This is a genomic window from Haloterrigena alkaliphila (assembly GCF_017352155.2).
Classification (GTDB): Archaea; Halobacteriota; Halobacteria; order Halobacteriales; family Natrialbaceae; genus Haloterrigena; species Haloterrigena alkaliphila.
In genome coordinates, this window is sequence record NZ_CP071462.1 from 2,248,580 (window position 1) to 2,266,569 (window position 17,990).

At 66.7% G+C, this 17,990-nt stretch carries 19 protein-coding genes; 11 read left to right on the plus strand and 8 right to left on the minus strand.

The features are described from left to right. Positions 1-226: 226 nt before the first annotated feature. Positions 227-1,330 (minus strand): S1C family serine protease, encoded by a 1,104-nt coding sequence (locus tag J0X25_RS29785; protein WP_207287545.1) that lies wholly within the window; start codon positions 1,328-1,330, stop codon positions 227-229. Positions 1,331-1,528: 198 nt separating this feature from the next. Here J0X25_RS29785 and J0X25_RS29790 point away from each other — a divergent pair, with 198 nt between their 5' ends. The 5 genes from J0X25_RS29790 to J0X25_RS40015 all read left to right on the plus strand — a co-directional run bounded on the left by J0X25_RS29790 (position 1,529) and on the right by J0X25_RS40015 (position 5,637). Next, positions 1,529-2,881 (plus strand): tRNA pseudouridine(54/55) synthase Pus10, encoded by a 1,353-nt coding sequence (locus J0X25_RS29790; protein WP_207287546.1) that lies wholly within the window; start codon positions 1,529-1,531, stop codon positions 2,879-2,881. Positions 2,882-3,036: 155 nt separating this feature from the next. Next, the gene (locus J0X25_RS29795; RefSeq protein ID WP_207287547.1) at positions 3,037-3,585 is read left to right on the plus strand and encodes a carboxymuconolactone decarboxylase family protein; all 549 of its coding nucleotides are present in this window, start codon (positions 3,037-3,039) and stop codon (positions 3,583-3,585) included. Between the two features lie 44 nt (positions 3,586-3,629). Continuing rightward, positions 3,630-4,322: a ribonuclease HII gene (rnhB, locus tag J0X25_RS29800; RefSeq protein WP_207287548.1), complete on the plus strand. Its 693-nt coding sequence runs from the start codon at positions 3,630-3,632 to the stop codon at positions 4,320-4,322. A gap of 88 nt (positions 4,323-4,410) precedes the next feature. Then, on the plus strand, positions 4,411-5,424 hold the full coding sequence (locus J0X25_RS29805; protein WP_207287549.1) for a sodium:calcium antiporter: 1,014 nt from the start codon (positions 4,411-4,413) through the stop codon (positions 5,422-5,424). 108 nt (positions 5,425-5,532) lie between these two features. Next, on the plus strand, positions 5,533-5,637 hold the full coding sequence (locus J0X25_RS40015) for a DUF7563 family protein (protein ID WP_425600914.1): 105 nt from the start codon (positions 5,533-5,535) through the stop codon (positions 5,635-5,637). A gap of 97 nt (positions 5,638-5,734) precedes the next feature. Here the strand turns inward: J0X25_RS40015 and J0X25_RS29810 are convergent, their stop codons facing one another. The 3 genes from J0X25_RS29810 to J0X25_RS29820 all read right to left on the minus strand — a co-directional run bounded on the left by J0X25_RS29810 (position 5,735) and on the right by J0X25_RS29820 (position 8,892). Next, positions 5,735-7,336: a preprotein translocase subunit SecD gene (locus tag J0X25_RS29810; protein WP_207287550.1), complete on the minus strand. Its 1,602-nt coding sequence runs from the start codon at positions 7,334-7,336 to the stop codon at positions 5,735-5,737. After that, on the minus strand, positions 7,336-8,220 hold the full coding sequence (gene secF, locus J0X25_RS29815) for a protein translocase subunit SecF (protein ID WP_207287551.1): 885 nt from the start codon (positions 8,218-8,220) through the stop codon (positions 7,336-7,338). The genes J0X25_RS29810 and secF overlap by 1 nt, the downstream gene beginning before the upstream one ends. Before the next feature lie 198 nt (positions 8,221-8,418). Continuing rightward, a complete protein-coding gene (locus J0X25_RS29820) occupies positions 8,419-8,892 on the minus strand; it encodes a DUF5812 family protein (RefSeq protein ID WP_207287552.1) in 474 nt (157 codons plus the stop codon). 174 nt (positions 8,893-9,066) lie between these two features. Here J0X25_RS29820 and J0X25_RS29825 point away from each other — a divergent pair, with 174 nt between their 5' ends. The 5 genes from J0X25_RS29825 (at position 9,067) to J0X25_RS29845 (ending at position 13,597) form a co-directional block, all read left to right on the plus strand. Then, on the plus strand, positions 9,067-9,372 hold the full coding sequence (locus J0X25_RS29825) for a hypothetical protein (protein WP_207287553.1): 306 nt from the start codon (positions 9,067-9,069) through the stop codon (positions 9,370-9,372). A gap of 47 nt (positions 9,373-9,419) precedes the next feature. Then, complete coding sequence (locus tag J0X25_RS29830; RefSeq protein WP_207287554.1) at positions 9,420-9,887, plus strand: response regulator; 468 nt, start codon at positions 9,420-9,422, stop codon at positions 9,885-9,887. A 323-nt stretch (positions 9,888-10,210) separates the two neighbouring features. After that, entirely contained in the window at positions 10,211-11,026 is an 816-nt protein-coding gene (locus tag J0X25_RS29835; protein ID WP_207287555.1) for a TrmB family transcriptional regulator, read from the plus strand. 63 nt (positions 11,027-11,089) lie between these two features. Beyond that, complete coding sequence (locus J0X25_RS29840) at positions 11,090-12,391, plus strand: glucose-6-phosphate isomerase (protein WP_207287556.1); 1,302 nt, start codon at positions 11,090-11,092, stop codon at positions 12,389-12,391. A gap of 75 nt (positions 12,392-12,466) precedes the next feature. Then, positions 12,467-13,597, plus strand: coding sequence for a CPBP family intramembrane glutamic endopeptidase (locus J0X25_RS29845; protein WP_207287557.1), 1,131 nt, complete (start codon positions 12,467-12,469; stop codon positions 13,595-13,597). Between the two features lie 33 nt (positions 13,598-13,630). Here the strand turns inward: J0X25_RS29845 and J0X25_RS29850 are convergent, their stop codons facing one another. Further along, on the minus strand, positions 13,631-14,089 hold the full coding sequence (locus J0X25_RS29850; protein ID WP_207287558.1) for an NOB1 family endonuclease: 459 nt from the start codon (positions 14,087-14,089) through the stop codon (positions 13,631-13,633). Positions 14,090-14,093: 4 nt separating this feature from the next. Next, the gene (locus J0X25_RS29855) at positions 14,094-14,339 is read right to left on the minus strand and encodes a PRC-barrel domain-containing protein (RefSeq protein ID WP_207287559.1); all 246 of its coding nucleotides are present in this window, start codon (positions 14,337-14,339) and stop codon (positions 14,094-14,096) included. A 169-nt stretch (positions 14,340-14,508) separates the two neighbouring features. Here J0X25_RS29855 and infB point away from each other — a divergent pair, with 169 nt between their 5' ends. After that, positions 14,509-16,308 carry a translation initiation factor IF-2 gene (gene infB, locus J0X25_RS29860; RefSeq protein ID WP_207287560.1) on the plus strand — a complete coding sequence of 600 codons (1,800 nt, stop codon included), beginning with the start codon at positions 14,509-14,511 and terminating at the stop codon, positions 16,306-16,308. A gap of 274 nt (positions 16,309-16,582) precedes the next feature. Here the strand turns inward: infB and J0X25_RS29865 are convergent, their stop codons facing one another. Together J0X25_RS29865 and J0X25_RS29870 are read right to left on the minus strand one after the other, a co-directional pair. Then, on the minus strand, positions 16,583-16,960 hold the full coding sequence (locus J0X25_RS29865; RefSeq protein WP_207287561.1) for a cyclophilin-like fold protein: 378 nt from the start codon (positions 16,958-16,960) through the stop codon (positions 16,583-16,585). Positions 16,961-17,016: 56 nt separating this feature from the next. After that, on the minus strand, positions 17,017-17,937 hold the full coding sequence (locus J0X25_RS29870; protein ID WP_225896648.1) for a PH domain-containing protein: 921 nt from the start codon (positions 17,935-17,937) through the stop codon (positions 17,017-17,019). Between the last annotated feature and the right edge of the window lie 53 nt (positions 17,938-17,990).

Genomic DNA, 17,990 nt, shown 5'->3' on the forward strand with positions numbered 1-17,990 from the left:
GCCGTCTACCCCGTGAACGGTGCCGTTCGCGTCCGATTTCGTCCCAGTTCACCGGGATCGTTCACAAACTCGAGAACGAAATCGATTCTAACCTGTTTGGCGAGATTACGTACCTCCTAGACGACCCGTACCCGTCGTATAATGTGTGCTTTAGAACGGTTTTTCTCGGTTCGAGCGGGAAAACGAGGCCCCGCGATACCGGCGGTACACCGTCGCTACACCCGCGCTACGGACGGGGACGGGCGCCGAGTGTCATCGAGACGGTGGTCTCGCGACCGTCGCGCCAGCATTCGATCTCGATCGGCTCGCCGGGGCGTTTCTGGAGGCCGAGATACGTCGAGAGCGCGTGGCCGTCCGGGATCGGTTCGCCGTCGATCGCGACGATCACGTCGCCCCCGACGGGCCGGGAGTCGCGACGGCGCGGCGAGGCGGGTTCGAGAACGCCGTCCGCCGGGCCACCCGGCTGGACGTCCGTGATGATGATGCCGGTCGCCTCGTCGAGGTCGTTCGCCTCCGCGATGTATCGGTCGACGGTCGCGTACCTGATTCCCATGAAGGGGTGCTCGTACCGCCCGGTCTCGATGAGCGCGGGGACGACGCGACTCGCCAGCGCCGCCGGAATCGCGAAGCCGATGTTGTCGCCGCCGCCGGCGTTGATGACGCCGAGCACGTTGCCCGCGAGATCGACGAGCGGCCCTCCGCTGTTGCCGGGGTTGACCGCGGCGTCGGTCTGGATCGCGTTCGAGAACGCGAACGCCCGGTCCGGCATCTGGAGCCGGCGATTGACGCCGCTGACGATCCCCTTGGTCATCGATCCCTCGAAACCGTAGGGGTTGCCGATCGCGAGGACCTCCTGGCCCACGACCGGGTGTTCGTCGGCCAGCGACAGCGCCGCGGCGTCGTCGGGGACGTGATCGACCTCGAGGACGGCCAGGTCGCTGTAGAAGTCGGTGCCGACGACGGTGGTGTCCGTCCAGTCGCCGTTGATGTACTGGAGGTCGACGTCGTCGGCGCCGGCGACCACGTGTTCGTTCGTGACGACGTGGGTCTCGTCGACGAGAAAGCCCGACCCCTGTCCGCGGCCCTTCTGCCCGGTCGCCGGATCGGTGACGCCGAGGGCCCGAATTTGCGGAACGGCGTCGATGACCGCCTCGTAGACGTCGGTGTACGTCGATCCCTCGGCGACGTTGCCCGGATCGATCGTGTGCGACGAGGTCCCTTCCATCGAACTCTCCGCTCCTCGAGGCTCCGAACAGCCGGCGACGGCACCGACGAGGCCGGCGCCGGCGAGTCCGAGCAGCTCGCGCCGGTCCAGTCGGAAATCGTTCATATTCGTGGGATGGAACCCGACCCATTTGAACCCCCGGGTCCCGGGTAGCGAATGCAAGCACGGATGGGGACGCAAGCACGGACGGTGGTCAACAGGTGGCGAGTGCGGGAGCGGACGGCCACTGTGCGACTGCGTCGCGGCCGACAGGCGCCCGGCGAAGGGAAAACGTGTTACCCGCGGCCGCCCGATTCCCGAGACATGATCACGGAAGACGCCCGCGCGCTGCTCGAGACGGGGCCCGTCTGCGACTCCTGTCTCGGCCGCCCCTTCGCCGAGCGGAGTTTCGGACTGACCAACGCCGAGCGCGGCCGGGCGCTGCGGACGACGATCGCGATGGCAGACGACGCCGACTTCGAGCCCGACGACCCCGCCGACTGCTGGGTCTGCGAGGGCTACTCGGAAACCGTCGACGCGATCGCCGAGACCATCGTCGACGCACTCGAGGGCGTCGACTTCGACGACTATCAGGTCGGGAGCCGCGTCCCGCCGCTGGTCGAGGAGAACGACCTGCTCTTCCGGGAGGATGCCGACCTCGGCCCCGACGCCGGCGAGTCGCTCAAGCGCGAGGTCAACCGCGAGGTCGGCCGGCGCGTCGGCGCGGCGACGGGCACCGACGTCGACTTCGACCGCCCGGACGTCCTCGCGATCGTCGACCTCGAGGCGTTCGACCCGCTCGAGGCCCTCGAGGCCGACTCGGTCACGAGCCACGCGGTCGACGTCCAGATCAACCCCGCCTTCGTCTACGGCCGCTACCGAAAACTCGAGCGAGACATTCCCCAGACGGAGTGGCCCTGCCGGGAGTGTGGCGGCAGCGGGACCCAGTTGAGCGACGACGGCGAGGAGCCCTGCGACTACTGCGGGGGATCGGGCTACCTGTACGACACGAGCGTCGAACAAGTCGTCCGCCCGCACGTCGTCGAGGCCATGGACGGTGACGAGGGGACGTTCCACGGCGCGGGCCGCGAGGACGTCGACGCCCGAATGCTCGAGGAGGGACGCCCCTTCGTCCTCGAGGTCAAACGCCCCAAGACCCGCGATCCGGACGTGGAGTCCCTCGAGCGGGAGATCAACGCGGCCGCCGAGGGGGCCGTCGAAGTCGACGGGCTCCGGCGCGCGACCTACGAGATGGTCGAACGCGTCAAGGAACACGACGCGAGCAAACGGTACCGCGCCGACGTCGAATTCGCCGACCCCGTCGACGAGGCGGCGTTCGAAGCCGCCCTCGAGGAACTGTCCGGGACGACGGTCCGGCAGAACACGCCCCAGCGCGTCGACCACCGGCGGGCCGACCTCACGCGTGAGCGAATCGTCTACGACATCGACGGCGAGTTGCAGTCGTCCACCGAGGGGGAGGTCCGGATCCACGGCGAAGGTGGGCTCTACGTGAAGGAACTGATCAGCAGCGACGACGGTCGCACGGAGCCGAGCCTCGCGGGGCTACTCGAGACCGACGCCGAGGTGACGGCGTTGGACGTGCTCAGCGTGGAGGGTGAAGACGAACCGTTCGAACGCGAGGAGTACTTCCTCGACGAGCCGCGTTCGGCGGCGTAGCGCGATCGAAGCGGCGGCTGATCCGGACGAGTTCGGTCTCGGGTCGAACGGTGGCGGTCTGAGACGGAAACGCCGACGCCCCTGCTCGAGACGACCAGTTTCCGATGGCAAGATGCTGACAGTACCGTTTTGTATTCGTCCCTCGCAGTAGCGCTATGCCACGCGATGACGCGCGCATTCCGCTGTTGACGCGAGAGGAGCTTCCGGACGACTACCAGTACCTCTTCGACGAGGAGGTCCTCGGCGAACTGCATCTCTTCCAGTCGATCGCGCACGTTCCGCGGGCGATGCGGGCGTACATGCGCTACGGCACCGCGCTGTGGAACGCCGGCGATCTCTCGGCGCGCGAACGGGAGCTGGCGATCCTGGCGGTCGCCCGCACCGTCCGAGCGCGCTACGAGTGGCACCAGCACGTCGAACTGGGGCGAGACGCGGGCATCACGACCGACGAACTGGAAGCGATCGCCCGCGACGACGACTGTTCGTTTCCGGAACGGGAGCAGGCGATCGTGCGGTACGCCAGCGCCGTCGCAGCGGGCGCCGTCACCGACCCGCTCTTCGAGGCGGCCGCCGCGGTCACCGACACCGAGACCGTCGTCGGACTGACGATGCTGGCCAGTTACTACCTGATGACAGCGCGCGTCCTCGACGCCCTGTCGGTTCCGATCGACGGCGGCGAGTTCGTCGGCTGGATCCCGGAGTGACCGATAGCGCAACGGTTTAGCGGTCGGCGACGAATCCCGGGAACATGCCATTCGGCGTCGACGAGGCGGGCAAGGGGCCGGCGCTCGGGTCGATGTTCGCCGCGGCCGTCCACTGCGAGGACCCCGCCGACCTCCCGGCGGGTATCGCCGACTCGAAGCGACTCGAGCCCGAGCGCCGCGAGGAACTGGCCGCGGCGATCCGCGGCGACGATCGCATCCGGGTCGGCGTCGCCGAAATCCCGCCGGCCCGCATCGACGATCCGGAGACGGACATGAACTCGCTGGCCGTCGCGGCCCACGCCGAGGCGATCGAGGGCGCCCTCGAGGGACTCGACCCCGACGCACTCGAGGGTGACGCGGTGTCCGGCCTCTGTGACGCCTGCGACACCGACGCAGAACGCTTCGCGCGGCGAGTGAGCGACCGCTGTGCGGATTCGGTCCCGTCGTCGCTCGAGGGTCGAATCGAGATCGAGGCCCGCCACGGCGCCGACGACGAGTCGCCGCTGGTCGGCGCGGCCAGCATCGTCGCCAAGGTCGAGCGCGACGCCCACGTCGCCGCCATCGCCGACGAGTACGGCCCCGTCGGCAGCGGCTACCCGAGCGATCCGAATACCCGCGAATTCCTCGCGTCCTACGTCGACGAGCACGGCGACCTCCCGCCGTTCGCGCGAGCGTCGTGGTCGACCTGCGAGGACCTGCTCGCTGAGGCCCAGCAAACCGGGCTCGAGCAGTTCTGACGGCCGGTCGGCCGTTCGCAAGGAGCGAACCCGCTCCGGAGACGCCGTGTCGACCGTTTTATCCATCCGCTCGAGTCACGATTTACGTATGCTCGACGTGGTCGCGCTCCTCGCGCTCGCGGCGGTCGGCACGGCCGTCGTCTGGAAGGGAAGCACGTGGCTCGAGACGTCCGCGAACAGCCTCGCGGCGGGCTACGGCGTGCCGGCGGTCGTTCAGGGGGCGATCATCGCCGCCGCGGGCTCGAGTATGCCCGAACTGGTGAGCGTGCTCGTCGCGACGCTGCTCCACGGCGAGTTCGAGGTCGGAATCGGGACGATCGTCGGCTCGGCAGTGTTCAACCTGCTGGTAATCCCGGCCGTGTCGGTCCTCGCCGCAGACGGCGGCGCGATGGAGACCGGCCGGGAACTGGTCTACAAGGAGGCGCTGTTCTACATGCTCGCGGTCGCCTCCCTCCTGTTGACGTTCTCGCTGGCGGTGATCTACTACCCCGCCGACGGGACGGCCCTCCAGGGGGACGTCACCCGGCCGCTCGCGCTGTTCCCGCTGGTGCTGTACGGACTCTACGTCTTCACCCAGTACCTCGACACCGCCGAGGACGAGACGGAAGCGGACACCGACGTCGACCGCGGACGGGCCTGGCTGTGGTTCGTCCTCGGGCTGGCGCTGATCGTCGTCGGCGTCGAAGGGCTGGTCCGGGCGGCGATCAGTCTCGGCGACGCCTTCGGCACCCCCGCGTTCCTCTGGGGGATGACGGTCGTCGCCGCGGGCTCGAGCATCCCCGACGCGTTCGTCAGCGTCACCGCCGCGCGGTCGGGCCGTTCGGCGGTCAGCCTCGCGAACGTGCTAGGGAGTAACATCTTCGACCTGCTCGTCGCGGTGCCGGCCGGCGTGCTGGTCGCCGGTACCCTGTCGATCACATTCCCCCACATCGTTCCGATGATGGGCTTTCTGATCGTCGCGACGATCGTCTTCTTCACCATCGTCAGGACCGATATGCTGCTGACCGAGCGGGAGGCCCGGCTGCTGCTCGTCCTCTACAGCCTGTTCGTCGGCTGGTTGCTCCTCGAGAGCGTCGGCGTGTCGACCGTCGTACCGGCCTGAGCTGCGGATCGAGCTAAGTGCCGATAGGTCCCACGCGTCCACGAGCCGCCGCTGCAGCTGCAGGCTGCCCGCTCTTTGCGATCACGGCGATCAGATACGGTGTTCGCAATGCCTGTCTGTACGAACTGTAACAACCCCGTTTCTCTCAAATTCGAACGCGTCCACGGAGACGACGGCACCGTCGACTGGTGTCCGCGGTGTCGGGAGCGATAGGCGAGAGATGAGAGACGAGAATCGAATAGCGAGAACCGAATAGCGAGAATCGAGAGACGAGAGTCGCTACCGAAACGCTGTCGGTCGGACTACTCGACTACTTATCGGTCAGCAGCCGCTGCAGGATGTCGCCGTAGGCCGGCCGCGTGACGAGCACCCCGACGAGCACGCCGAGGATGGTGATGATGGCGAACCCGCGTAGGTCGCCGAGGCTCAGGACGGCCAGCGGCGACATGGCGATGATCGTCGTCGCCGCGGCGGCGCCGATGACCCAGAACGCCTTGCGGAAGCGGGACTCGAACACCCGCCGTGAGCTGACGTCGCCCTGATCCATCACCTCGTCGGCGATGATGAGGAGGTCGTCGACGCCGGTCCCGACGACCGCGATGAAGCCGGCGATGTGGGAGAGATCCAGCGGCATTCGTATCAGCGCGGCGAAGCCCAGCAGGATGACCACCTCCGTCATCGCGGTGAGGATCATCGGCGCGGCGACCCGGGCGTCCCGGTAGCGCAGGAAGACGACCCCGCTGACGGTCACCACCGACAGCGCGCCGATCAGCAGCGAGTAGAGCTTGAACTGGTCCGCCAGCGCCGGCGACAGCGAGTAGGTCTGCTGCTCGCTGAAGTCCAGCGGCGCCGGAAGTTGGCCTGACTGGAGGTTCACCGAGAGGCGCTGGGCCTGTTCTCTGTTCTGCGTGCCCATTACGAACGTCGGATCGTTCTCCCAGGTTTCCTCGCGCATCGGCACGGCGAGATCACCCATCGAGTGCGCGTCGAGGACCTCGCCGTCGACGACCGTGAGCAGGCAGTACTGGTCCCGGCTGTACTCCTGCTGGAAGTTGACGGTCTCGCCGTCGCGAGTGAGGTCACACCGTCCGACCCCCTCGTCGGTGAAGCCGAGTTCGTTCAGCCGGTCCTGGAAGTCCCCCGCCGCGTTACTGTCGACCTGCACCGAGACCCGGTGTTCGCTGTCCGGCGGATCGACCGCCGCGATCTCTCGGCCGGTCAACACCGTCTCGTTCGTGTGGTTGCCGTCCCCGGTCGGGTAGTAGGCCTGCACTTCGACGAGTCCGCGCTCGGCGAGCAGTTCTCGCAGTTCGTCGGCCCCCATGCTCGGGGCCTCGGTGACGATGTAGTACTGGCCGTTGAGGCGGGACGACTCGTAGACGGAGCCGCCGGAGAGTCCGGCCGCGTTGATCCGCGACTGGATGGTGTCGATCATCCGCTGGCGCGTCTGGGCGGTGACGCCGTCGCGGATGTCGTCGGGATCGACGTCGACGCCGGCCTCGCCGAGCGCGGCGGCGAACTCCTCCTCGCTCACGTCTCTCGTGAACAGTTCCGCGTGGGTGTTTCCGTCGTCGTCGACGCTGACGCTGACGTTCCCCGTCTCGAGGTCGAGTTCATCGTAGAGCGTGTTCTCGATCTCGGTGAGCCGTTCCCGGTCGACGCTGCCGTCGTCGCTGACGGCGCCGGCGTCGATGTCCTCGGCGGTCATGCCGATGACCGGAGCGCTGATTCGCGTCCCGCCGTCGAGTCCGAGCCCGTACTCGAGGTTCGTCGGGTTGTCGTTTTGCTGTTCGACGTAGCTGTTGTCCCCCATGACGCCGCCGGGGACGAACAGGGAGACGAGCGAGCCGGTCACGAACAGGACCAGCAGGATCAGTCGCCAGTACTCCTTGACGAAGCTGATCGGCCCCATTACGATCGCACCCCCTCGAACTTGTACCAGCGAAGGAGACTCAGGTTGAGCAGGTACGTGTTCATCAGGTCGGCCGCGAGGCCGACGAAGAGGATGATTCCGATCGACGCCAGCAGTTCGACGCCGAACAGCCACGCGGCGACGCCCATGACGAGCATCGCCGCCATCGACGTCACCGTCATCGTGATCCCGGTCTGCATCGCGCGCCGGGTGCTCTCGTAGAAGTCACCCTGCCGGCGCAACACGTGGTTGTTCAACAGGATGTCCGAGTCGACCGAGTAACCGATCAGCATCAGCAGGGCGGCGACGGTCCCCAGCGAGAGTGAGATGCCGGCGACCGTCATGAACGCCAGCGGGATCACCAGATCCGAAAACGCCGAGATGACGATGGCGATCGACGGCACGAACGTCCGAAAGAGCAGGAACGCGATGGCGCTCATTCCGACGAACGCGACCGCCAGTCCCAGCAGCGCCGTCTGCTGGGTCTGTGCGCCGAAGCTCTCCGAGACCGTCGACTCGAGTTGGACGATATCGGCGTCGCCGTCCTGCTCCAAGTTCTGCTGGGCCTGCTGGCTCAGCGACTCGAGGTCGGTCGAGGCGAACTGGACGACGTACTGGTTCCGGGAGTCGGGCGCCGAGACCGCCTGTATCGACTCCGGTTCCTCGTCGAACGCCGCCGCGATCTCCGCCTCGGAGGAGGTCGTCTGGATCGTCAGTTCCGAACCGCCCGAGAAGTCCATCCCCAGCGGAACCGGCGTTCCCGTCGCGAGGAACGAGCCGGTGAGGACGAGCAATGCGACCGCGAGTACCGCGAGTGGTACCGCCGCGAGTTGGCGGTTACTGTACCGGGTGTAGTCGAACTCCGGTACGTCGAAGGACGCCATATGTCCGACCACTGGGGGGCGGCTGAAGTAAGCCTTCTCAATTTCTACAACGCGCTCCCCGCGGAACGTTAGCGGAACGAGCGCGGTAGGACGCCTCTCGAGGCAGTTTGGGAATTGTGACCGGATAGAAAGGACGGAATACCGGACGGCCGGTGAGTCGATCGATTCGTCGGCGAAACCGATTCCCGCGCCGACAGGTCAATCGGGAAGGTACCGGACGCTCAACACCCCGTCGTCCGCCGAGCGGCGGACCTCGACGCGAACCGCCTCGAGTCGGGCCGCCCTCGCGATGGTCTCCTCGTCCTCGAGGACGTCCTGCGCTGCGGTCTCGACCTCACCCTCGGGAGCGCGGAAGACGTGGATCTCGCCAGTTCCCGCCCGCTCTCGCTGGATCAGGTCGCCGACGTCGGCGTCCGCGGCGACCGCCTTCGACTCCTGGGTCGGCTCGAGGTCGCTGTCGACCAGGTCGATCGAGCGCCGATCCTCGACGTCGATCACCTGCCAGGTGACCTCGAGGGGCGGTTCCGGGGCCACGGTCGCCTCGAGGACGTCGCGGACCTCGAGGCCGGGGTTCGACGCGAGCGTGTGGACCTGTGCGGTCTCGACGTCACGGACGACGGCCGAGTCGCTCTCGGCGTGGGTGACGACGAACGTACCCGTCGTTTCGGTCATAGCCGGGCGTACGGAGCGAGTCGGTTTCCGGGTTTCGTCTTCCGGTCGGATCGGCGGCCGCTCGGCGGTCGATCGCTCGCGGCGCGCGGCGTCGTTCACTCAGTTATTCAAAACCCAGCTCAGCGTGAAAATGCGGCGGAATAAACAGCATCCGTGTCCAAGACGCACGCGTTTATGGCAGATATACAGGACGACGTATTCGACGCTCTGTCAAACGAACAGCGCCGGCAGCTCCTGTTCACGCTCGTCGAGTACGAAGAGTCGATTGATATCGACTCGCCGCCGGACGGGTTCGACGGCGGACAGGGTGCGATCGTCGAGCGATACCACGTCCACCTTCCCAAACTGGCGGACTACGGGTTTATCGAGTGGGACCCGCAGACGAACGTCGTCGAAGAAGGGCCTCGGTTCGAGACCATCAGATCGGTCCTGCGGTTGTTGCTCGAGAATCGAGAAACGCTTCCCGCCACGCTGGCGTAAGATCTCGCTACCGGCAGCAAACACGCGCGTACATCCATACAGCCTACATGCCCGCATTCTCTCAGCGACCGGCAGTCGAATCGATCGACGTCCTCCTCGTCGAAGATAGCCCGCACGACGTCCGCCTGCTTCGAGAGGCGTTCGAGATGACTGAGACGAACGGCGAAACGAACCTGCACGTCGTGACCAGCGGAAGCGAGGCACTGGCGTTTCTGGGGCGCTCGGCCGAATCCGACGCTGATTCGCCACCGAATCTCGTCCTCCTGGATCTGAACTTGCCGGACCACGACGGCCTCGAGGTCCTCGAGACGATCAACGCCGAGCCGACGTTACGGCGGCTTCCGACCGTCGTCCTCACCAGTTCGGACGCCACCGACGATATCGCGCGGTGCTACGACGCCAACGCCAGCGCCTATCTGACGAAGCCGACCGATCTGGACGGGTTCGTCTCGCTCGTCGAGTCGATCGAGCGGTTCTGGCTCACGCAGGTACAACTGCCCCCGATGTCGGCGTAGTTCTCGGTCCGTCACGGCCTCGAGTCGCGTGCGGCGCAGCGGGTTTTGCGGTCGGGTCGTCGTAGTCAGCGATCGACGCAAATAATTATCGTAGTTCCGTCATGTGAAGAAGGCAGGCCCCATAGTGGTTGGGCCAGATGGAACCCGCCATCGATACCTACCGACCGCGCCCCCAAGTAGCTTGTGTGATAATTCGAGTGAATGAAGCATTCTCGAGTGCTCACGCCGGAAAGAAACGATTTCGACTCGGTTGTGAACGCGAATTCTTTTCCATCCCCGCGCCCTATACAGCGTGTTCGGATTTCCGAATTCGTGGTTGGGCCATGTCACAAGATCAAATAACGACGGAGGCGATCAGCCTGTTGCAGGACCTCGGGCTACAGGAGTACGAAGCGCGCTGCTTCATGGCGCTGAACAAACTTCCCAACGGGACCGCAAAGGAGATTCACGAGATTTCCGAAGTGCCGAGGACGCGGGTGTACGACGCGATTCGGGTGCTCGAGTCACAGGGCCTGGTGGAAGTTCAGCACTCGAGTCCGCAGCGGTACCGCGCCGTCGGGATCAACGAGGCGACCGATATTCTCCGCCAGAAGTACACCGATCGGATCGACACGCTCGAGACGTACCTCGAGAACACGGACGTTCAGGACCCCGAGGAGGACGACCACATCCAGGAGATCTGGTCGCTGAACGGCCACGAGGCGATCGAGTCGCGGACGCTCGAACTGATCGGCAACGCCGAGTCTGAGATCGCGTTCCTCGTCGTCGACGAGTCGGTCCTCTCCGAGGCGCTGTTCGACGGCGTCCAGCAGGCGATCGAACGAGACCTCACCGTCTTACTGGGCGGGCAAACGCCGGAGACGGCGGCGACGCTGGAGGGGCGACTGCCCGAGACGCACGTGTTCCAGACCGGTCTCGACTGGCTCACCGGAAGCGAGGCGGACGCGGAGGTCGCGATCAGTCGAATACTGCTCGTCGACCGGGAGACGCTCCTGATCGGGACCTACTACCCCGACGCCAGCAACGGCGAGTGGAAGGAGCAGGCCGTCTTCGCCAAGGGGCTCCAGAACGGGGTCGTCGTGCTCCTGCGGCGGCTCGTGACGGAAGGGCTCGCCGCCATCGAGGATCCGGGGAAGTAACCCCCTCGTCGGTCCTCACCCCGTGACGGAACGCCTTTACCGCAGGCGGTCGCCGTCTCTCGTATGCACGTCGACATCGGTAACGCGCTCGCGTCCGAGGTTTCGCCGGGCGTCTCGCGGGCGGCCCTCGAGCGCCTGGACGACCAGGTCGCGGACGCCCACGAGCGCATCGAGCGGGGGATGGCGAACGCCGAACACGGCTACGAAGCGCTGAATCTCCCGGAGCGAACCGATCCGGACGAGATCAGCGCGGCGGTCGAACCGGTCGCCGACAGCGAGGCCCTGATCACCGTCGGCATCGGCGGCAGCGCGCTGGGTGCGGCGACGATCACGGACGCGCTCGCGGCCGAGAGCGACACTGAGGCTGTCTACCTCGACAACGTCGACCCCGAGTGGGTGTCGAACCACCTCGAGGGACTCCCCCTCGAGGAGACGGCGATCAACGTCGTCTCGCGGTCGGGGACCACGGCGGAGACGCTGGCGAACTTTCTGGTCGTGCGCGACGCCTTCGAGTCCGCGGGCGTCGACTGGACCGAGCGAACGATCGTCACGACGGGCGAGTCCGGACCGCTCCGCGACCTCGCGAACCGCCACGATCTGCCCTCGCTGAAGGTGCCCGACGGCGTCCCGGGCCGCTTCTCCGCCCTCTCCGCAGTGGGGATGGTCGCCGCGGCCGTCTGCGGACACGACCTCGAGGCGCTGCTCGCAGGCGCCGCCGCCGAGCGCGAGACGCTGACCGGTTCGCTGTTCGACTGTCCGGCCTACGCCTACGGCGCGACCGCCTACGCGCTCGACCAGCGCGGCGCCGGAATCAACGCGATGGTCCCCTACGCGGAGTCCCTCGAGACCTTCGCCGAGTGGTTCGCCCAGCTCTGGGCCGAGAGTTTGGGGAAGGACGACCTCGGCCAGACGCCCGTGCGCGCCCTCGGCGTGACCGACCAGCACTCCCAGTTGCAGCTCTATCGCGCGGGCCCGCGCGACAAACTCGTGACGTTCGTCTCGCCGGGCGAGACCGACGACCGGCCGATCCCCGACACCGACGTCGAGGACCTGGCCTACCTCGGCGACGCGACGCTCGGCGAGTTGCTCGAGGCGGAGTTCGAGGCCACCGAGGCCAGCCTCGCCGCTGCGGGGCGGCCGAACGTCCGGCTCGAACTCGAGGCCGTCGACGAGTACGAACTCGGCGGCCTGCTGTACGGCATGGAGGCGGCCTGCGTGCTCGCGGGCGAACTGTACGGCGTCAACACGTTCGAACAGCCGGCCGTCGAGTGGGCGAAGAAGGCGACTCGCGGCCTGCTCGGCGGCGGAGACTTCGAGGAAGCCGACGCCGTCGCCGAGAAGACCGAGCTACGGGTCGAACGGTAGTACCGACTTCGCCGCCGCCGAACTCCGGCCGCACTATTGCGGTGCGCCTATGGGTTCGCGCTCGAAGCATCACGTATGAGCGATATCGCGCGGACCGCCGACGCCGACGGCGACGGTGACGCCGGCCCGGCCCCGTCCGCCGTCGTCCCGACCGTCGGCACCGTCCTCTCCGGCGTGATCCTCGCCGCGATCGTGCTCCCGGTTCGCCGCGGCGTCGACGACCCCGCGGTCTGGGTCGCGGGGGTCGCCGCCCTCGTCGCCACGGTCGCCTTCGTCGGGCGTCGCCACGGTCTCCTCGAGCGCGCCGTCGCCGGCCCGATCGCGGCCGGCGGGAGCCTCCTCGTGGTCGTCTGCACGGGCTACGCGATCACGCAGGGGGTCCTCGGCTCGGTCGCCCTCCCCGGCCTCGAGGGATCGGTGTCGGCGCTGTTCGTCGCGTTTTTCGTCGGGATGGCCGCCGTCGGCGTCGGCGTCGCCGATCGCGCCGGCATCGCGGGGCGGGGGTTGCTCAGCCGACTCACGCGGACGGTCGAGGTGGGAGTCGTCGCCCTCGTCGGCCTCCTCAGCATCTCGATCGCGGCGCTGTTCCTCTCGTTGCCGGTGACCGTCTTCGTCGGCGAACCCACGGAACTCCAGGCGACGCTGATCCAGTATCCCGCCTACGCGCTCGGGCTCGGCGGGGTCGCCGCGGGCTATCTCGCCTACCGCGGGCACGATCGGTCGTTCATCGACCTCGAGGCGCCGACGCCGCGGACCGTCGGCTGGATCGTCGGCGGCCTGATCCTGATCGTCGCCGCGAACGTGGGGATCGCGGAACTCATGGCCGCGCTCGGGATCGAGTCCTCCGAGCACACGACGACCCAGCGGGTGGCCGAGAACCCAGACCTGCTGGTGATCATCGTTCCGTCGATGATCCTGTTCGTCGGGCCGTTCGAGGAACTGCTCTACCGGAACGTCATCCAGAAGTCCCTCTACGAACGGTTCTCGCGGGCGGGTGCGGTCGCCGTCGGGAGCGTCGTGTTCACGCTCGTCCACGTCACCGCGTACGCGACCGCCGGGCCGGGCGAGTTGCTCGCGAGCCTCTCGCTGCTGTTCGTCCTCGCGTTGATCCTCGGAGCGATCTACGAACGGACGGAGAATTTGCTCGTGCCGGCGCTCGTCCACGGCTGTTACAACGCCCTGATCTTCGTCGATATGTTCCTGTGAGGAGAAGTCGGTCGGCGCTCCCTCAGACGGGGCTCACGAGGGGTTTTTCCGGGCCAATTCCGACCCGCAGATCGGACAGCGGTCCTTCTGCTCGTCGAACTCCCGGCCACAGCCCTGACACTGGTAGTGCCAGTGGCGCTGTTCGTCGATCCCCTCGCGGGCGATCACTTCCACGTCGACGTTGAGTTTCTCCGCGACGTTTTGCATCGCGTAGTCGTCGGTCACCAGGCTGGCGTCGAGTTCGAAGCTCGCTGCGACGAGGCGAACGTCCGTCTCGGAGAGGACGTCGAGGTCGCCCGACTCGCGGGCCGCGCGCTGAACCTTCTCGGTGGTGTCCTCGTTGGGAATGTGGATGTGCATCCCGGAGCCTTCCATCGCGTCGTAGCGATAGGCGCTCTCGTCTTCCAGTTCCTCGCGGACGAGCGGGATGGTCGCAGTCTGTTCTGACGTGTGAAAATCGTGAATAAACGCCGAGGAGTCGAGAACGTACATACCGTTAGCGCTGGACGACGATGTAGTCTTTGACCGCCTGAACGCGAGTGACGGGGACGAGGAAGCGACCGGTGTCATCGCGATCGAAGTCGACCTTCCGGGCGGGCAGGTCTTCGTCGGGTTCGATGACGAGATCGTGCAGTTTGCCGGATTTGAGATCCATAGTGATGTTGTAGAGCAGTCCGAGCTCGGTGCCGTCCGACCCCATGACGGACTTCCCCGAGAGATTTTCAGCGAGTATATCGCTCATGCATATCCGTATTTACTAATCGGTATTAAAAACAACGGGGTCCGTGCGAACGCGTGTCGGACCGACGCCGGTCGCGGTCGATCGCGGCCGGCCCAGCCACCGTCGATGACGATGGGTTTAACTACCGCTCGACCGACGCTTTAGACAAGACCTTCTCGGGTGGTTCACCATGTCGAATACGGATACTCGCGACCCCACATCTCTCAGAACACCGATCGTCGCCGTCCTCGGACACGTCGATCACGGCAAGACCAGTCTCCTGGACAAAATACGCGGCTCCGCGGTCATCGAGGGCGAGGCGGGCGCGATCACCCAGCACATCGGGGCGACCGCCGTCCCGCTGGACATCATCTCCACGATCGCGGGCGACCTCGTCGACCCCGACGACTTCGACCTGCCCGGCCTGCTGTTCATCGACACGCCGGGTCACCACTCCTTCACGACGCTTCGCTCACGGGGCGGCGCACTCGCTGACATCGCCATCCTCGTCGTCGACGTCAACGACGGTTTCCAGCCCCAGACGCTCGAGGCCCTGGACATCCTCAAGCGCTCGGAAACGCCGTTTATCGTCGCCGCGAACAAGATCGACACCGTTCCGGGCTGGTCGGTCAACGAGGACTCGCCGATCAACGACACGTACGAGTCCCAGTCCGACCGCGTGCGCCAGCGCTTAGACGAGAGCCTCTACGAGATCATCGGCAACCTCTCCGACAACGGGTTCTCCGCCGACCTCTACTGGCGCGTCCAGAACTTCCAGCGCAACGTCGGCGTCGTCCCCGTCTCGGCGATGACCGGCGAGGGGATCCCCGACCTGCTGACCGTGATGATGGGGCTCTCTCAGCGCTACATGAAAGAGGAGATGGAGATCGACGTCACCGGCCCCGGCGTCGGCACCGTCCTCGAGGTCAAAGAGGAGAAGGGGTTCGGGAAGACGGTCGACATCGTCCTCTACGACGGGACGATCAGGGCCGACGACGAGATCGTCGTCGGCGGCCAGAACGATCCGATCGTCACCGAGGTGCGCGCGCTGCTCCAGCCCCGGCCGCTCGCGGAGATCCGCACCGAGAGCCGGTTCGAAAAGGTCGACGAGGTCTCGGCCGCGGCCGGGATCAAGGTCGCCGCGCCGGACCTCGCGGACGCGATGGCCGGCGCGCCGGTCCGCGTCATCCGGGATCGCAACCGCGACGAGGTGATCGGCGAGGTCGAGGCCGAACTCGCCGACATCGCGGTCGACACCGCCGAGGAGGGCGTCGTCGTCAAGGCCGACACGCTCGGTAGCCTCGAGGCGATGGCCGACGCGCTCGGCGAGGCGGAGGTGCCGATCGTCCGCGCGGAGGTCGGCGACATCGCGCCGCGGGACGTCTCCGTCGCGTCGACGGCCGACGACCCGAAGCAGCAGGTCATCCTCGGCTTCAACGTCGACGCGCTGGACGACGCCGAGTCCCGCGCGGAGGTCGACGACGTGGACCTCTTCACCGACGAGGTCATCTATCAGCTCGTTGAGGGGTACGAGGAGTACGTCGAGGGGATCGAGCAGGCCCAGCAGGACACCATCCTCGAGAACATCACCCGGCCCGCTCGCTTCCGCATCCTGCCGGATCACACCTTCCGCCAGAACGATCCGGCGGTCGTCGGCGTCGAGGTGAACGCCGGGACGATCCAGAACAACGCGAACGTCGTGAAGTTCGACGGCAACGAACCCGAGCGCGTCGGGCAGGTCAAAGGCATTCAGGAACAGGGCGAGGACGTCGACGAGGCCCGCGCGGGCAACCGCGTCTCGGTGGCCATCGACGGCCCCACCGTCGGCCGCCAGATCGAGGAGGACGACGAACTCTGGACGGAGATTCCCGAGAAGCACGCCAAGATCCTCGAGCAGGAACTGACCGGCGAGATTCCCGGCGACGAACTCGAGGCGCTGAACATGTACCTCGACAAGCAGCGCAATCGGGACCCGTTCTGGGGGAAGTGAGTCCGTTCAGGACCGCCGGCGGCGTCTCGTTCTTGACTACCCACTTGGCGTGCGGTGGCGCGCGCTGATCCGCGGTGAGTCACTGACGAACCGCGGTGCAACGCCGTGCGAGGGATGAGCGAGCGACTTCGGAGCGAGCGAATCGGCTGGGGAGGGCGTGGCTACTCCATGTTGCCACGCTAGCAAAAACGGTCTTCTTCATTCTGCTCTGTCTCGAGTATCCCTTGGGTTCCCGTCTCCATACGTCGGAGGTAAACGCCGACTGTGATCGCCGTCATTGTCGGTCGTTTTCGAGTCGAACCCGCGCCTCACCATCCAACTCATCGAGCGGCTCCGTATCAGTAACCCGCCCGACGACGGTCACGGGCGCGGCGGCCCGCGGCTCGCCGTCCTCGCTGGCCGGCGTCGGACCCCAGAACAGACACAGTTTCCCGCCGGCCGGCCAGTAGGCGATCGCACCCTCGGGCACCGCTTCCCGTGCGTTCTCGAGCGGCGCATCTAGTTCGAGATCGAAGTAGAGTTCGTCGCCCCAGCGTGTCGCCTCGCCCGCGACGGGTAGCGCCGCCTCGAGGGCGGCCCTCGTCTCGGGTGCGTCGTCGGTCCACTCGGCCTCGAGGTCGCGGTCGGCGACGGTAACGCGGAGGTCGCTCATACGAACACGTCACGAAGCAGGGGTACTTCTCTGTGGCGACCGACTCGAGTCGCGTCTCAATCCGCGGCCTCGACGGCCCTCGAGTCACGACGGTCGGCCCGGCCGCGAGCGCGCTCGAGCGCCTCGAGCACTGCTTCGGCGTCGTCGATCGCCGAGCGGTCACAGCGGAGGTCGAACAGGCTACTGTCGAGGCCGAAGCGCCGCCGTTCGACGACGAGTTCGTCGTCGGTCAGGCGGACGCCGTCGATCGTCTCCCACGGGACGAACTCGTTCCAGAACGATCGGTCGACGACGAGGCCGGCCTCGTGGGCGCGGATCTCCGGCGGGTTCCAGTGGTCGGTCTCGTCGAGATCGTACCAGCCGTACCGCCGCGAGAGGATCATGACGACGCCGTAGACGATCCAGAACGGACCGAGGTACCACTCCCCCTGCCAGACGCTGACGACGCCGGCGAGGATCATAACCGCCATAATCACGGCGTAAGCCGGTTCGCCGTTCCACCCGCCGCTTCGCTGCCACGTCCACGTCGCGGCGGGTTCGTCGGCCGTGAGCGCGTCGACGTACCGGTTTTTCGCCATCCGATCGAGGCCGAAGCCCGAGACGCCGGCCAGAACGGCCGCGGCGACGGTCAGGACGACGAACCGGCCGGTGGCCTCGACCGGCGTGATCCCGGCGGTGAGGAGGACTGCGGTAAACGCCCCCGCCGGGGCGTAACAGCCGAGACGACGCCATCGGCTCCGGCCGATGCGCTCGGGGAGTCCCCGTGCTCCCCTGGCGTAGATGTGACCGACGATGGCGACGACGGTCACCGTACTCGGCAGGACGCCCAGCAGCGTCGCCGTCCCTACGTCGGCGAGTAGCCCCACGATCGTCGCGACGCCGGCCGCGACGAGGCCGAGGTAGAACCCGAAGCCGGCCTGAAAGCCGATATCGGGCTCGCCGATCTCGAGGGTCGGGCGGCGTTCGTGAGATGTCACTGTGCTCAGGGGTTCGTGCTCCTCGTATAAAATAAACACGGACGTGACGGATC

What these genes read in the sequence shown, in the direction of transcription:
- J0X25_RS29850 (WP_207287558.1), bottom strand. Translation starts at nt 14,089, where the DNA reads ATGTACGTTCTCGACTCCTCGGCGTTTATTCACGATTTTCACACGTCA.
- infB (WP_207287560.1), top strand. Translation starts at nt 14,509, where the DNA reads ATGTCGAATACGGATACTCGCGACCCCACATCTCTCAGAACACCGATC.
- J0X25_RS29820 (WP_207287552.1), bottom strand. Translation starts at nt 8,892, where the DNA reads ATGACCGAAACGACGGGTACGTTCGTCGTCACCCACGCCGAGAGCGAC.
- J0X25_RS29785 (WP_207287545.1), bottom strand. Translation starts at nt 1,330, where the DNA reads ATGAACGATTTCCGACTGGACCGGCGCGAGCTGCTCGGACTCGCCGGC.
- J0X25_RS29835 (WP_207287555.1), top strand. Translation starts at nt 10,211, where the DNA reads ATGTCACAAGATCAAATAACGACGGAGGCGATCAGCCTGTTGCAGGAC.
- J0X25_RS29865 (WP_207287561.1), bottom strand. Translation starts at nt 16,960, where the DNA reads ATGAGCGACCTCCGCGTTACCGTCGCCGACCGCGACCTCGAGGCCGAG.
- J0X25_RS29845 (WP_207287557.1), top strand. Translation starts at nt 12,467, where the DNA reads ATGAGCGATATCGCGCGGACCGCCGACGCCGACGGCGACGGTGACGCC.
- J0X25_RS29855 (WP_207287559.1), bottom strand. Translation starts at nt 14,339, where the DNA reads ATGAGCGATATACTCGCTGAAAATCTCTCGGGGAAGTCCGTCATGGGG.
- rnhB (WP_207287548.1), top strand. Translation starts at nt 3,630, where the DNA reads ATGCCATTCGGCGTCGACGAGGCGGGCAAGGGGCCGGCGCTCGGGTCG.
- J0X25_RS29830 (WP_207287554.1), top strand. Translation starts at nt 9,420, where the DNA reads ATGCCCGCATTCTCTCAGCGACCGGCAGTCGAATCGATCGACGTCCTC.
- J0X25_RS40015 (WP_425600914.1), top strand. Translation starts at nt 5,533, where the DNA reads ATGCCTGTCTGTACGAACTGTAACAACCCCGTTTCTCTCAAATTCGAA.
- J0X25_RS29790 (WP_207287546.1), top strand. Translation starts at nt 1,529, where the DNA reads ATGATCACGGAAGACGCCCGCGCGCTGCTCGAGACGGGGCCCGTCTGC.
- J0X25_RS29840 (WP_207287556.1), top strand. Translation starts at nt 11,090, where the DNA reads ATGCACGTCGACATCGGTAACGCGCTCGCGTCCGAGGTTTCGCCGGGC.
- J0X25_RS29795 (WP_207287547.1), top strand. Translation starts at nt 3,037, where the DNA reads ATGCCACGCGATGACGCGCGCATTCCGCTGTTGACGCGAGAGGAGCTT.
- J0X25_RS29825 (WP_207287553.1), top strand. Translation starts at nt 9,067, where the DNA reads ATGGCAGATATACAGGACGACGTATTCGACGCTCTGTCAAACGAACAG.
- secF (WP_207287551.1), bottom strand. Translation starts at nt 8,220, where the DNA reads ATGGCGTCCTTCGACGTACCGGAGTTCGACTACACCCGGTACAGTAAC.
- J0X25_RS29810 (WP_207287550.1), bottom strand. Translation starts at nt 7,336, where the DNA reads ATGGGGCCGATCAGCTTCGTCAAGGAGTACTGGCGACTGATCCTGCTG.
- J0X25_RS29805 (WP_207287549.1), top strand. Translation starts at nt 4,411, where the DNA reads ATGCTCGACGTGGTCGCGCTCCTCGCGCTCGCGGCGGTCGGCACGGCC.